This window comes from Rhodococcus sp. NPDC127593, from assembly GCF_042671975.1.
In the GTDB taxonomy this organism is placed as follows: Bacteria; Actinomycetota; Actinomycetes; order Mycobacteriales; family Mycobacteriaceae; genus Rhodococcus_F.
The window spans coordinates 109,065-123,589 of the sequence record NZ_JBHXWI010000017.1; the positions used below are offsets into that span (position 1 = coordinate 109,065).

The window sequence follows — 14,525 nt, forward strand, 5'->3', positions numbered from 1 at the left end:
TCGGGTCAGGCGATGCGGAACTGCGCGAGACCGCGAATCGGCCACTCGCCGTTGACGTCCGATCCGTCCCGACCCTGCCGGACGAGGTAGTCGGCGAAGTCGCGTTGCCGTTCGGCGTGCCAGCCGGCCTGATGCGTCATGATGTCGAGGGCCCGCAGATTCGGGTACTCCTGCGCGAGCGTCCGGGCGAGGTGTGCCGCGGCGATCGCGTCGGCCTCGGCCTCGTGGGCGTCCTTCAGCGCGATGCCGTAGTGCTCGCACACCGCGCCGAGTGTGCGCCTGCCCTTCCGGTACCGGTCCATCTCGCGGTCGATGACGTAGGGGTCGACCACGATGCCGGTGACGAGTTCGGTCAGCCCGAGGCGCAGACCCTCGGTGTGCATGACGGTCAGGTCGTAGGAGGCGTTGAACGCGACGACGGCATGGTCGCGGGTCCACGCGTCGTGCAGGGCCTCGCGGATCTCCCCGTACCCGGTGGCGTAGTCCTGCCCGTGGGCCCGGGCGTACTCCGTGGAGATTCCGTGCACGTCCGACGCGCCCTGCGGGATGGCGACCTCCGGGTCGAGTAGCCAGGTTCGCGACTCGAAGTGGTGAGCGTCGACGATGGCGATGCACGCGGAGACGATGCGGGCATCGGTGGGGTCGGGCCCCGTCGTCTCCAGGTCGAACGCGCAGATCGGTCTGTCCGACCAGCTGGTCATGGGGGCCTCTCGGTGGTGATTCGGTGCCCGCCCAGTATCTGCCGCGGCAGGCGCCGGATCCGGGACCGACACGGCGGGGATCCCAGGTTGTCGTGGCCGGTCGCCGGGGGTATCGTGTCCTCCGGTCTGCAGTTCGCCGAGGTCGTGAACTGCCTTTCGAGAGAGCAAGGAGGTGTGGCATCCGATGAGAAGCCAACCTCCGAGTACCAACTGAAACCGTTCCACCGGTAGGTGCGCGGTTTCACGGTCCGTGTTCCTCAGCGCCGTTCCGCGCTGCCCACTTTCCCTCGAAAGCCCCGTGTCATGCCTCAGCTGCGTCCGATCCGTTCCCTCCTCCCCAGCCGTTCCGCCGGTCTGTCCGATGCCGACGCCGGTCACGTGGCGACCCGCAGGCCCGTCGAACCGACGCCTGCAGAGGAAACGGTGGTCAACAGCGCCGTCTACCGCGACGGCCGGAAGACGGCCACCCCGGCCACACTGTCGGAGGCACTCGCGAGCCTGCCGGATGCGTCGTCGATGGCGTGGATCGGGATGTACCGGCCGAACGACGCCCAGTTGTACGCGGCAGCAAAGCAATTCGACCTGCACGAGCTGGCCGTCGAAGACGCGATCGTCGCCCACCAGCGGCCCAAGCTGGAGCGTTACGGCAAGACGCTGTTCGTGGTCCTGCGCGCCGCGCGCTACTGCGACGAGACCGAGCGCGTCGAATTCGGTGAGCTGCACGTCTTCTGTGGTCCGACGTTCGTGCTCACGGTCCGGCACAGCGAATCCCCCGACCTGTCGGCGGTCCGCCGGCGGATGGAGAGCAACCCGGACCTGCTCCGGCTCGGACCCGAGGCCGTCCTCTACGCCATCCTCGACGCCGTGGTCGACGGGTACGCGCCGGTGGTGGCCGGACTGCAGAACGACATCGACGAGATCGAGACCGAGGTGTTCAGCGGAGCGCCCGGGGTGTCGCGGCGCATCTACGAACTCACCCGCGAGGTCATCGAATTCCAGAGGGCCACAAGGCCGCTACTCGGGATGCTGCGCGGATTGTCGGCGGGATTCGAGAAGTACAACACCGACGAGGAATTGCAGCGGTACCTACGTGACGTCACCGACCACGCCACGGTGGTCGTGGAGCGCGCGGACAATTTCCGCCAGCTGCTCGGGAACATCCTCACCGTCAACGCCACCCTGGTGTCGCAGGAGCAGAACGAGGAGATGCGCAACCTGACCCAGGCCAGCTATGCGCAGAACGAGGAGATCAAGAAGGTGTCGGCGTGGGCGGCGATCCTCTTCGCGCCCACCCTGATCGGGACGGTCTACGGCATGAACTTCGACCACATGCCCGAACTGCACTGGGCCGGTGGGTATCCGTTCGCCCTGTCGCTGATGATGCTCACCTGCGCCGGCCTGTACACGATCTTCAAACGCCGCGGCTGGTTGTGAGCGAGGCCGGCTGCGGGCACTGCCCGCAGCCGGCCGTTGCCTCCGGTCAGAGTTCGTCGACGCAGACGACGAACTTGCGCTCGGGGTATTCGTATCCGTTGGAGGACGTGCTGCACGAGTCCACGGACGTGGCGCCCTGCACGATCTCGGTCACCTTCACACCGTCGACGGCGGTGGTGTCGCCGCAGTCGATGCGCGCGGGATCCTCGCCACCGACGTCCATGCAACCGCCGACGACCCAGTCCACGTCGAGGCAGATCGCGCCCTGCTCGACGCCGCCGAGGGTTTCGTAGTAGTACGAGTCGGCATCGCTGATGCACTGGCTGTTCTTCGCGGCCTTGGCGATCACCTTGTAGTTCGAATCGGCGCTGCCGCACACCGCCTTGTCGATCTCGGCGTCGGAGACGGTGCCGCCGAGCTTCACGCACTCACCGATCGCGACCTCGAAGTCGACGTCGCCGCCGGCGTCCTCGCCTTCCTGTCCGTTGATCACGGTGGTCGATTCGCTGGACGAGGTGGCCGCGGACGCACCCGACTCCGGCACCGCGGTGGGCGTCGTGTCCGAACCGCACCCGGCCACCAGGACTGCCGTCGCCGACAACGCGACGACTGCGGTACACACCCGCCGAACTAACCCTGTCATGTCTGACCCCTCCGTCAGGTGACCGTCCGCCACCCGTTCCTCCGAGATGACCTTGCCACCTCGATCGTGTCCACCGCGATTGCCGTGTCGCGCATTATTTGATTACATCGCTGTCCGATTTGCCAATCGTGGTGACAGTATGGACGGGTGGATCTCCCCGTGATGCCTCCGTTACAGCCGATGCTCGCGAAGGCTGCGTCGTCCGTTCCGGCGCAACCGGAGTCCGGGCTCGCCTGGTCCTACGAACCGAAATGGGACGGTTTCCGCACCCTCGTCTTCCGCGACGGCGACGAGGTGGTGCTCGGGTCCCGCGGCGGAAAGGATCTGGCCAGGTACTTTCCCGAACTCGTCCGGGCGGTGAAGGACGAACTGCCGGAGCGGTGCGTGGTGGACGGCGAACTCGTCGTCCCGCGCAGCATCGACGGCCGCACCCGGCTCGACTGGGAGTCGTTGTCGGAGCGCATTCATCCGGCCGAGAGCCGGGTGACGATGCTGTCCGAGAAGACCCCGGCGCAGTTCGTCGCGTTCGATCTGCTCGCCCTGGGCGACCGCGACCTCACCCGGGAGGATTTTTCCGTGCGCCGCGCGCAGCTCGTCGACACCATCGGCGGTGGACCCAGCTGCCACGTCACCGCCGCCACCGAATCCAGTGCGACGGCCACCGAGTGGTTCGAGGCGTTCGAGGGCGCCGGACTCGACGGGGTGGTGGCGAAGAAGCTGGTGGGCCCGTACCTGCCCAACAAGCGGGAAATGGTGAAGGTGAAGCACGCCCGCACCGCCGACTGCGTCGTCATCGGATACCGGCCGCACAAGAGCCAGCCGGGGATCGGGTCGATGCTGCTCGGACTGTACGACGGCGACCAGATGGCGATGGTCGGCGGTGCGTCGGCGTTCACGGCGGCGCGGCGGATCGAACTGCTCGCCGAGCTCGACGAGCTGCGCGTCGGCGACGACGTCGTGGCCGACGGGGCGCCGACGCGGTGGCAGTCGGGCAACGACCGAACCTGGGTGCCGCTGCGCCCCGAACGCGTCGTCGAGGTGGCGTACGACCAGATGGAGGGTGCCCGGTTCCGGCACGCCGCGCGGTTCCTGCGCTGGCGCCCGGACCGGACACCCGACGAGTGCACGTTCCAACAATTGGAGGTCCCGGTGCGATACGACCTTGCCGACGTCCTGGCCGGAGGTTCCTAGATGGCGAGTCCTGCCGAAGAACTCGACGTCGACGGCGTCGCCGTGCGGCTGTCGAATCCCGACAAGATCTACTACCCGAAACTCGGCGCCGAGGGCGGCACGAAACGGCACCTGGTGGAGTACTACCGGACCGTCGCACTGAACGGTGCGCTGCTGACCGCCCTGTTCGATCGGCCGACGCACCTGCAACGGTTCCCGGACGGTATCGAGGGCGAGGAAATCTACCAGAAGCGGGTTCCCGCGAAGCGCCCCGACCACGTCGACTCGTGTGAGGTCACGTTCCCGTCCGGCCGCAAGGCCGACGTGCTCCGCGTGCGGAGTGCCGCGAACATCGTGTGGGCGGCGAACCTCGGCAACATCACGTTCCATCCGTGGGCGGTCCGGTGCCCCGACGTCGATCACCCCGACGAACTGCGCATCGACCTGGACCCGCAGCCGGGGACCGGATTCGACGACGCCCGGGCGGTCGCGCTGGACGTGCTCCGGCCGCTGCTGGACGAACTCGGTCTCGTCGGTTATCCCAAGACCTCGGGCGGCCGCGGGCTGCACGTGTATCTCCGCATCGAACCGCGCTGGGATTTCATCGAGGTGCGGCGCGCGGGGATCGCCCTCGCACGGGAGATCGAGCGGCGCAGCGGCGACCGCGCCACCACGTCCTGGTGGAAGGAGGAACGCGGCGAACGCATCTTCCTCGACTTCAACCAGAACGCCAGGGACAAGACCATCGCGTCCGCCTACTCGGCCCGCAAGACGCCGATCGCGACCGTGTCGACGCCGGTCACCTGGGAGGAACTCGTCGACGTCGACCCCGACGACTTCACCATCGCGACCGTGCCCGCGCTGCTCGCGAAGCGCGGCGATCCCATGGCGACCATGGGCGACGTGGCGCAATCGCTGGACGTGCTGCTGGAGATGGCGGAACGGGACGCCGCGAACGGTCTCGGCGATCTCCCGTACCCACCCAATTACCCGAAGATGCCGGGCGAACCCAAGCGGGTACAACCGAGTCGGGACCGAGACCGCAAATAGCCGGCGCTCACGTAGGCTCGGCACGGTCGGGTCGGGAACAATGTGAGGTCTTCATGGAACGTACGACAGTCCGTACTGCCGGACTCGCCCTCGGTGTCGTCGCGACGGCACTCGGGACCCTGATGATCGCGCCGGCCACCTCGTCGGCCGTCTCCCTCTCCTGTGTGTCACCACCCGGCCGGGGCCACACCACGGTCGTCGACCGCACCGCGTGCGGGGCCAACGCCGATACGAGCAGCAATTCGGCGGCGTTCGGCACGGACGGTGTCGGTTTCGCCGACGCAGCCCATGCGGGAGCAGCGCTCGGCGCCGGACTGGGCGGCGGTGTCGGTGCGGCCGAGGCGCGTCGTGGCGCCGTCGCCGCGGTGGCGGTCGGGCCCGAGAGCGTCGCCATCGGAACGGTCGACAGTGCCGGTCCCGCGCTGGTGCTGAGCGGTCCGGGAGGGCAGGCGCTCGTCGCGGATCCGGCCAAGGGCGTGGTGTGCGCCGCAGGACCGTCGCTCGCCATCAATTTCCTTGCAGGTCAAGCGTGTCTGAGCGATGGCATAACAGTGTGGCGCCTTCCCTGAACGGCACCCCGGTCCGCGTCGTATGGTGACGGTAGTCACAATGGGCTGACGCAACTGCCGTAGGACATACGGCAGTGAGATCGGAGGTGGTCGATGACGACCAGCGTTCGAGTTCCCCGGCCCGCGTCCGTGCCACGGACGGAGCTGCACGTCGACCCGCGGTTCCTGCCGCTCGCCGACCGGTTCTTCGCGATGTACCGGCAACCTCAGCACGGTGGCGGGGCGCTCACCGCGTATTTCCGGGGTGAGAAGGTCCTCGACATCTGGGCGGGCTGGGCCGACCGCGACCGCCGTTGGGACCGCGACACCGTCGCCCTGTCGTTCTCGACGGGAAAGGGCGTGGCCGGCACGGTCGTCCACCGGCTCGCCGAACGCCGGCTGATCGACTACGACGCGCCCGTCGCGCGCTACTGGCCCGAGTTCGGCGCGGCAGGCAAAACCGACATCACGGTCCGCGAACTCCTCACCCACCGAGCCGGACTGCACAAGGTCCGGGGTCTGATGCGGAGCCCGCTCGATCTCCTCGACTACGACGCCGTCGTCCAGGCCCTCGCGGCCACCCCTGCGGATCCGCGCAGGCTGCGCGGTCCCGGGTATCACGCCGTCACCTACGGGTGGCTGGTCGCCGAACTGATCGCCCGCGTCACCGGAAAGCCGTTCGTCCAGGTCGTGCAGGACGAGATCGCCGGCCCGCTCGGCGTCGACGACTTCTGGTATCAGGTTCCCGGACAGCACCGTCCGCGGATCGCGAAGCTGTTTCCGCACATCAACCCGGCCGGGCTCAACTGGGAGCTCACGTCGAACGTGCTCTCGCTCGTCGGCCCCACCCGCGGCCTCGCCGAGGCGGCAATGCCTCAGGGATTCGACATGCTGGTCCGGAATCCGGCGGTGCACGACGCGGTGATGCCCGGCTGGAACGGCGTGTTCAGCGCGCGGGCGCTCGCGCGCATGTACGGCGCCATCGCCAACGGAGGCAGGTTGGACGGGCACCGGTTCCTGCGCAAGTCCACCATCGCGCAGATGTCGCAGGTGCAGACCAGCGACCGCGACTACGTCCTCGGTATCCGGCCGCAGTGGTCCCTCGGCTACCACCGGCCGATCCTCGCGTCCCGGGAACAACCACGGAACGCGATCGGGCACTACGGCGTCGGCGGGTCCGGCGCCTACGCGGACCTCGACAGCGGACTGTCCCTGGGCTTCGTCACCAACCGCCTCGGCAGTTCCCTCACGGCTCTCGGTGATCTTCGTCTGGCCCGGCTCGGTGTCGAGGCGCAGGCGATCGTCCGGAACGGCAAGTAACCACGAAAGGAATCCTGATGAGTGATCACGTGTACCGAGTTGTCGAGGTCGTCGGTTCGTCGAGCGACAGCACCGACGCGGCCATCAAGAACGCCATCGCGCGGACCAACGAGACCGTGCGCAACGTCGAGTGGTTCGAGGTCGTCGAGACCAGGGGCCACGTCGAGAACGGCGCCATCGCGCACTACCAGGTCACGGTGAAGGTCGGATTCCGTGTGGAGCCGGGCGACGCGGTCTGACATCCGCACGGTTCTCGCGCAAAATTGGAACACGTTATAGTCTGGTGTCACATCCCGACGTCGAACTGCGCGTACTCAGGTAGGGGAGAACCGTGGCTTATGTGATCACGCAGCCGTGCTGCAACGACGCCTCGTGCGTCGATGTCTGTCCGGTCAACTGCATCCATCCCACACCGGACGAGAAGCCGTTCGCCACCACGGAAATGCTGTACATCGACCCGGACACCTGCATCGACTGCGGGGCCTGCGTCGAGGAGTGCCCGGTGGAGGCCATCTACGCGGAGAACGACCTCGAAGAGGTCGACGAGCCGTACCTCGACATCAACGCGCAGTACTACACCAAGCACCCCATCGGCCCCGACTGGCCCGAGCCGCTCACGCTGCCGCAGATCGACGCAGCCCTCGGCACGCTCCACGTCGCGGTCGTGGGGTCGGGCCCGGCCGCCTGCTACGCCGCGATGGAACTGACCGCGAAGCCACGCGTCGAGGTCGACATCTTCGACCGGCTGCCCACCCCGTACGGGCTGGTGCGCGCCGGTGTCGCGCCGGACCATCCGGGCACCAAGGGCGTCACGGACCAGTTCCGCTCGGTCGTCGGCAAGCGCACGGTGCACTGCCACTTCAACGTGGAAGTGGGCCGGGACGTGAGCCACGAGGAACTGCTCGCGCACCACCACGCCGTCATATACGCGGTCGGCGCGGCAGGCGACCGCGCACTGGGCATTCCCGGCGAGGATCTCGTCGGCAGCCACGCCGCCACCGAGTTCGTGGCCTGGTACAACGGTCACCCCGACTACGCCGACCGCACGTTCGACCTGTCGGGGGAACGGGCCGTCATCGTCGGCAACGGCAACGTGGCACTCGACGTGGCCCGCATCCTCGTCACCGATCCGGAGATCCTGGCCAAGACGGATCTCGCGGACCATGCCCTCGAGGCCCTGCGGGCGAGCAACATCCGTGAGGTCGTCGTTCTCGGCCGCCGGGGCCCCGCCCAGGCCGCCTACACCAACCCCGAACTCCTGGCGCTCGGGCGAATGCCGAACGTGGACATCGTCGTCGACCCGGAGGAAGCGGTGCTCGACCCGGCGAGCCGCGCGTTCATCGACGGCGACGAGGCCGAGCCGTCGCAGCGCCACAAGGTGCGGCAGGTCGAGGAGTTCGCACGGCGCACCGCAGATCCGGCGAAGAAGCGGATCGTGCTGCGTTTCCTGACGTCACCCGTGGAGATTCTCGGCACCGACGCTGTCGAATCGGTGCGCATCGCGAAGAACGAGTTGGTCGCGGACGCATCCGGCAGGCTCAGCGCCAAACCGTCCGACGTCACCACGACGCTGGACACCGGCCTGGTGCTGCGCTCGATCGGCTATCGCGGTCAACCCGTGGCCGATCTCCCCTTCGACGACCGGCGCGGCGTCATCCCCAACGAGAACGGCAGGGTGATCGATCCGGAGACCGGAGCGCCGGTGCCCGGCGTATACGTGGCCGGCTGGATCAAACGCGGGCCGACCGGCGTGATCGGCACCAACAAGTACTGCTCCGCGGAGACGGTCAGGATGCTGATCGACGACTTCTCCGCCGGGCGGCTCGACGCGCCCGCCGAACGAGAGGCCCTCGACCGGCTGATCGCCGAGCGTGCGCCCGACGCCGTCGACTACCAGGGCTGGCAGCGGATCGACAAGACCGAACGTGCCGGGGGCAGGGCGGCCGGCCGGACGCGCACCAAGCTGATCACCATCGAGAGCATGCTCGCCGCCGCCCGCGCCGATACCTGATCGTGAGCGCTTCTTGACCACACGGTGACTCCACTTCCCCGCAGGCCGCGGAGCGGCAACGATTGCGGGCAAATTGCTCGCGGCCGGATGATGTGTGTTAATGGCAGTGCGCGATTGATAGGTCCGTCGGGGACGCGCGTTGCACACGTCGTCGAACGAGAGTGGTCATATGGGCAAGTCAGGAATCGGTTTTTCCAGGAACAAGCACTGGTCTTCGCGCGTCGCCGTCGCACTGACCGGGGCCGTCGTCTCCGGAACTGCGCTGGTCGGGGCCGCACAGGCCGCGCCGCTCTTTCCCGGTGGACCGGAGATTCCGAGTCTTCCCACCCTGCCGGGACTGCCCGGCGCGCCGCAGCTGCCGCTTCCCGAACCGGCACCCGCGCCCGCGAACTTCTCGGCTCCGTCCCTCAACCCGGGTGCGGGCGAGGTCGTGGGTGTCGCGCAACCGGTGATCATCCGCTTCAACGAGGCGATCGGCGACCGCGCCGCCGCCGAGCGTGCGATCAAGGTCACCACCAGCCAGCCGGTCGAGGGTGGTTTCTACTGGATCAACGACAGCCAGGTGCGCTGGAAGCCCACCGAGTTCTGGCCCGAGAACACCGAGGTCACCGTGGATGCCGGCGATTCGCACTCCACGTTCACCATCGGCGACGCGCTGGTGGCGACCGCGGACGACAACACCAAGCAGATCACCGTCACCCGGAACGGCGAAGTGGTCAAGACCATGCCGACGTCGATGGGTAAGACCGATCACGAGACGCCGAACGGCACGTACATCATCGGCGACAAGTTCCGTGACATGTACATGGACTCGTCCACGTACGGTGTCCCGGTCGACTCGGCCGAGGGGTACCGCACGTACGTGGAGTACGCCACCCGCATGTCGTACAGCGGCATCTTCGTCCACGCCGCACCGTGGTCGGTGGACGCCCAGGGCAACACGAACGTCAGCCACGGCTGCCTCAACGTGAGCACCGAGGACGCCAAGTGGTTCTACGAGAACTCGAAGAAGGGCGACGCCGTGGTCGTGCAGAACACCGCGGGCGGCGTGCTGAACGGCTCCGACGGTCTCGGCGACTGGAACCGCTGAACCTGATCCGACCGCGTTCTTCCCGTAGCCCGCACAGTTCAATGTGCGGGCTACGGCAATTTACCGGCTATTCGTAAACGGTCGTCAGACTGCGGCAGTGAGATCGAGTCCGGAACGAACCCTGCCGTCGCCGGGAAAGCAGGGATTGCTCGGGCGTCCGTGGCGGGACTACGCGCTGTTCGCAGCGCTGGTGGGCCCCAATCTGGTTCTGCTCGTTCTGTTCACCTACCGGCCCCTGGTCGACAACATCCGGCTGTCGTTCTTCGACTGGAACATCGCCGACCCCGTCGCCACGTTCGTCGGCTGGGGCAACTACCGCGAGTGGTGGAGCCGGCCCGACACCTGGCAGATCGTCGGGAACACCGTCGTGTTCACCGTCGCGACCGTTGTGGGATCGATGGTCGCCGGTCTCGCGCTCGCCGTGCTGCTGGACCGTAACCTGCACGGCCGCAACCTCGTCCGCTCGGCGATCTTCGCGCCGTTCGTCATTTCGGGCGCCGCGATCGGCGTGGCGTTCCAGTTCGTGTTCGATCCCCGTTTCGGGTTGATCCAGGACCTCCTGCACCGTGCCGGGGTCGACTCCGTTCCCGACTTCTATCAGGATCCGCACTGGGCGCTGTTCATGGTGACGGTCACCTACATGTGGAAGAACCTCGGCTACACGTTCGTGATCTACCTTGCGGCACTGCAGGGTACGCGACGTGAGCTGACGGAGGCCGCGGAGATCGACGGGGCGGGCCGGTGGACGACGTTCCGCCGGGTCGTGCTCCCGCAGTTGCGTCCGACCACCTACTTCCTCTCGATCACGGTGATGCTGGGCTCCCTTCAGGTGTTCGACATCATCAACGTGATGACCCGGGGCGGTCCACTCGGTACCGGAACCACCACGATGGTCTACCAGGTCTACAACGAGTCGTTCCGCAACTTCCGTGCCGGCTACGGCGCCACCGTTGCCACGATCATGTTCCTGGTCCTGCTCGGGATCACCGTCTACCAGGTGCGGATCATGGATCGCGGTGACGCCCGGTGACCGCGGACATCGTGCGCGATCAGCGCAGCACGGATGTGCCGGTGACGGCAGACCCGGCCCGTGACCATCGCCGGCGGGAAGCGCTCGTGACGGTCCTGGGATACGCCGCGACGGTGGCGGTGCTGGTCATGGTGGCCCTGCCGCTGTACTGGATCGTGATGACGTCCTTCAAGGATCGTCCGGACGTCTACACCCTGCCGGTCACCTGGTGGCCCGGCACCTTTCATCCCGAGAACTACTCGGAGGCCACCACGTCGGTGCCGTTCTGGACGTTCCTGCGCAACTCGGTGATCATCACCGGGGTGCTGGCCGTCGTGAAGTTCGCGCTCGGCGTGTTCAGCGCCTACGGTCTGGTGTTCCTGCGGTTCCCGGGCAAGAACCTCGTGTTCCTCGGCATCATCGCCGCATTGATGGTGCCCAACCAGATCACGGTCATCTCCAACTACGCACTCGTCGCCGAATGGGGCTGGCGAAACAGCTTTCACGGCATCATCGTTCCGCTCGCCGGAGTCGCGTTCGGAACGTTCCTGATGCGCAACCACTTCCTGTCGATACCCACCGAGATCATCGAGGCCGCCCGGATGGACGGCGCGGGCCACTTCCGGCTGCTGTGGCGGGTGGTCCTGCCGGTATCGGGCCCCACCATGGTGGCGTTCGCGATCATCACCGTCGTCACCGAGTGGAACGAATACCTGTGGCCGTTCCTGATGGCCGACGATGCGTCCGTCGCGCCGCTGCCGATCGGGCTGACTCAACTCCAGAACAACGACGGGCTCACCAACTGGGGCCCGGTCATGGCGGGAACGGTACTCACGATGCTGCCGATTCTCGCGGTTTTCCTTGTGCTGCAACGGCACATGATCAAGGGCCTCACATCGGGTGCGGTCAAGGGATAGCGGAGAACGAGGAGAGACATGAATCGGATGAACCGTCGGGGATTCCTCGGGCTGGCGGGCGCGGTGGCCGCCGGCGCCGCGCTGACGGCGTGTGCCGGGTCGGGGTCGGGCTCGTCGGCGACGTCCGGTGCGGCGGGCGACGCGAACACCATCACGTTCTGGTCCAACCACCCCGGCAAGTCCCAGGACGTCGAACGTGAACTGATCAACCGGTTCCAGGCGAAATACCCCGATCTCACCGTGAACCTCGTCGACGGCGGAAAGAACTACGAGGAGGTGTCGCAGAAGTTCAACGCGGCCCTGTCGGGCGGCGAACTGCCCGACGTCGTGGTGCTGTCGGACGTCTGGTGGTTCAACTACGCCCTGACCGGTGCCATCGAACCGCTCGACGGACTGTTCGGTGAGGTCGGGGTCGACTCCTCCGATTACGTCGATTCGCTGCTCGCCGACTACCTGTTCGCGGGCAAGCACTACGCCCTTCCGTACGCGCGGTCGACGCCGCTGTTCTACTACAACAAGCAGGTGTGGACGCAGGCCGGACTGCCCGATCGCGGGCCCGCCACCTGGCAGGAGTTCGACGAATGGGGTCCCGAACTGCAGCGGGTGATGGGCGGTGGCAAGCTGGCCCACGGCTGGGGCGACGCCAAGAACTACCTGGGCTGGACGTTCGAGGGACCGGTCTGGACGTTCGGCGGGGCGTATTCGGACCAGTGGGACCTGAAGTTCGGCGACGAGAAGACGCTCGCCGCGGGGACGTTCCTGAAGGACATGATCCACACGAAGAAATACGCGGCCGTGTCGAGCGACATCGCCAACGAATTCGGCGCGGGCATCCTCGCCTCGACGATCGCGTCGACCGGTGACCTGTCGGGGATCACCAAGTCGGCCGCGTTCGACTTCGGCACCGCCTTCCTCCCCGCGTCGGGCGCGCCGGGCTGCCCGACCGGCGGCGCGGGCCTCGCGATTCCGGCGCGGATCTCCGACGAGCGGAAGAAGAACGCGCTGACGTTCATCGACTTCGTGACCAACGGCGAGAACACCGCGTACTTCTCCCAGAACGTCGGGTACATGCCCGTCCGCAAGTCCGCTGTCGAAGACCCGAGCATGAAGGCGTACCTCGCCGCGAACCCCAACGCGCGCACCGCCGTCGACCAGCTCGCGAAGACCCGGTCGCAGGACTACGCCCGGGTCTTCGTACCCGGCGGCGACCAGATCATCGGCACCGGACTCGAACAGATCGCGCTGCAGAACGCGGACGTGGCGACGACGTTCGCGGGCGTCGGGACGCAACTCCAGCAGATCATCGACCGTCAGATCACACCCAAGCTGCCCCAGTAGGAGGAGAAGGAACATTCATGGCCCACGTGCAGTTCGCAGGTGTCACCCACCGCTATTCCGGAGCCGATCGACCCGCGGTCGATCGGCTGGACCTCGACATCGCGGACGGTGAGTTCCTCGTCCTCGTGGGTCCGTCCGGGTGCGGTAAGTCGACCAGCCTGCGGATGCTGGCCGGCCTCGAGGCCGTCGAGGCGGGCCGCATCGCGATCGGCGGCACCGACGTCACCGCGCTGCCGCCCCGGGCGCGGGACGTGGCCATGGTGTTCCAGAGTTACGCGCTGTACCCGAACATGACCGTCGCCGACAACATGGGTTTCGCGCTCCGCAACGCCGGCGTCGGGAAGGTGGAACGCACCGAGCGGGTGCTGGAAGCGGCGCGGATGCTCGAACTCGAACCGCTACTGGATCGCAAACCGGCGAAACTGTCCGGCGGGCAACGTCAACGGGTCGCGATGGGCCGGGCCATCGTGCGGCACCCCAAGGTGTTCTGCATGGACGAACCGCTGAGCAACCTCGACGCCAAGCTGCGGGTGAGCACGCGCTCGCAGATCGCGGGCCTGCAGCGCCGGCTCGGCACGACCACCGTGTACGTCACCCACGACCAGGTGGAGGCCATGACGATGGGCGACCGGGTCGCGGTCATGCAGGGCGGGCGCCTCCAGCAGGTCGCACGGCCCCGCGATCTCTACGACAACCCGGTCAACACGTTCGTCGCCGGGTTCATCGGCTCGCCCGGGATGAACCTCATGGACACCCCGATCCGCGACGGCGTCGCCGAGCTGGGCGACCTGCGAATTCCGGTGCCACACTCGGCGATCGGGGACGGTTCCGTGATCGTCGGGGTGCGTCCGGAGGCGTGGACGCTGGTGGGGGCGTGGCGCAAGGACTCGTACACGGTCGAGACCGACCTGCTCGAGGAACTCGGGGCGGAGTCCTTCGTGTACGGGTCCGGCACGTCCGGGAAGGTGGTGGTGCGGGTGGATCGCACCCGCACCGTCGCCGCGGGGGAGAGGTTGCACCTGCAGCCGAAGCCGGGCGAGGTGTACTTCTTCTCCGCGGCGACGGGGAACCGTCTGCGGTAGCCGGGCTCTCATCTGTTGCCAATGTATCTAATACTCGCTATCAGTTTCTGGCTGTCTGTCACCGCGGATTGATGTCTGCGGAATTCGTGGGCTGCCGGTCGTTGGGGTGCGCAAGGGCGCCGACGGAGGGCCGGTTGCCTTCTCGGCGCACGGGTTCGAGTCCCCAACTCTGTAGCCGCGCGGGCCGGGGCGCTGATCTGTGCAGGTCTGTA

At 67.2% G+C, this 14,525-nt stretch carries 14 protein-coding genes; 12 read left to right on the plus strand and 2 right to left on the minus strand.

The annotated features are described in order from the left end of the window. Positions 1-5 precede the first annotated feature (5 nt). The gene (locus tag ACFVJ3_RS17730) at positions 6-701 is read right to left on the minus strand and encodes a 3'-5' exonuclease (RefSeq protein ID WP_378453267.1); all 696 of its coding nucleotides are present in this window, start codon (positions 699-701) and stop codon (positions 6-8) included. A 303-nt stretch (positions 702-1,004) separates the two neighbouring features. Between ACFVJ3_RS17730 and ACFVJ3_RS17735 the strand changes: the two genes are divergently transcribed. After that, positions 1,005-2,135, plus strand: a complete 1,131-nt coding sequence (locus ACFVJ3_RS17735; protein ID WP_378453268.1) for a magnesium and cobalt transport protein CorA — start codon at positions 1,005-1,007, stop codon at positions 2,133-2,135. Positions 2,136-2,181: 46 nt separating this feature from the next. Here ACFVJ3_RS17735 and ACFVJ3_RS17740 read toward each other — a convergent pair whose 3' ends face one another. Continuing rightward, complete coding sequence (locus ACFVJ3_RS17740) at positions 2,182-2,778, minus strand: hypothetical protein (protein WP_378453269.1); 597 nt, start codon at positions 2,776-2,778, stop codon at positions 2,182-2,184. Positions 2,779-2,925: 147 nt separating this feature from the next. Here ACFVJ3_RS17740 and ACFVJ3_RS17745 point away from each other — a divergent pair, with 147 nt between their 5' ends. The 11 genes from ACFVJ3_RS17745 (at position 2,926) to ACFVJ3_RS17795 (ending at position 14,313) form a co-directional block, all read left to right on the plus strand. Then, complete coding sequence (locus tag ACFVJ3_RS17745) at positions 2,926-3,969, plus strand: ATP-dependent DNA ligase (RefSeq protein WP_378453270.1); 1,044 nt, start codon at positions 2,926-2,928, stop codon at positions 3,967-3,969. After that, positions 3,970-4,998 (plus strand): DNA polymerase domain-containing protein, encoded by a 1,029-nt coding sequence (locus ACFVJ3_RS17750; protein ID WP_378453271.1) that lies wholly within the window; start codon positions 3,970-3,972, stop codon positions 4,996-4,998. It abuts the gene before it with no gap. Positions 4,999-5,051: 53 nt separating this feature from the next. Then, positions 5,052-5,567, plus strand: a complete 516-nt coding sequence (locus ACFVJ3_RS17755) for a DUF6764 family protein (protein ID WP_378453272.1) — start codon at positions 5,052-5,054, stop codon at positions 5,565-5,567. Positions 5,568-5,660: 93 nt separating this feature from the next. Continuing rightward, the gene (locus tag ACFVJ3_RS17760; RefSeq protein WP_378453273.1) at positions 5,661-6,866 is read left to right on the plus strand and encodes a serine hydrolase domain-containing protein; all 1,206 of its coding nucleotides are present in this window, start codon (positions 5,661-5,663) and stop codon (positions 6,864-6,866) included. A gap of 17 nt (positions 6,867-6,883) precedes the next feature. After that, positions 6,884-7,105, plus strand: coding sequence for a dodecin (locus tag ACFVJ3_RS17765; RefSeq protein ID WP_025431948.1), 222 nt, complete (start codon positions 6,884-6,886; stop codon positions 7,103-7,105). A gap of 92 nt (positions 7,106-7,197) precedes the next feature. Next, positions 7,198-8,877 (plus strand): FAD-dependent oxidoreductase, encoded by a 1,680-nt coding sequence (locus ACFVJ3_RS17770; RefSeq protein WP_378453274.1) that lies wholly within the window; start codon positions 7,198-7,200, stop codon positions 8,875-8,877. Between the two features lie 169 nt (positions 8,878-9,046). Further along, positions 9,047-9,967, plus strand: coding sequence for an Ig-like domain-containing protein (locus ACFVJ3_RS17775; protein ID WP_378453275.1), 921 nt, complete (start codon positions 9,047-9,049; stop codon positions 9,965-9,967). 58 nt (positions 9,968-10,025) lie between these two features. Next, entirely contained in the window at positions 10,026-10,997 is a 972-nt protein-coding gene (locus ACFVJ3_RS17780) for a carbohydrate ABC transporter permease (RefSeq protein WP_378453317.1), read from the plus strand. Then, positions 10,994-11,893 (plus strand): carbohydrate ABC transporter permease, encoded by a 900-nt coding sequence (locus ACFVJ3_RS17785; protein ID WP_378453276.1) that lies wholly within the window; start codon positions 10,994-10,996, stop codon positions 11,891-11,893. The genes ACFVJ3_RS17780 and ACFVJ3_RS17785 overlap by 4 nt, the downstream gene beginning before the upstream one ends. Positions 11,894-11,911: 18 nt before the next feature. Then, positions 11,912-13,231 carry an ABC transporter substrate-binding protein gene (locus ACFVJ3_RS17790; protein ID WP_378453277.1) on the plus strand — a complete coding sequence of 440 codons (1,320 nt, stop codon included), beginning with the start codon at positions 11,912-11,914 and terminating at the stop codon, positions 13,229-13,231. 17 nt (positions 13,232-13,248) lie between these two features. Further along, entirely contained in the window at positions 13,249-14,313 is a 1,065-nt protein-coding gene (locus tag ACFVJ3_RS17795) for an ABC transporter ATP-binding protein (RefSeq protein ID WP_378453278.1), read from the plus strand. The last annotated feature ends 212 nt before the right edge of the window (positions 14,314-14,525 follow it).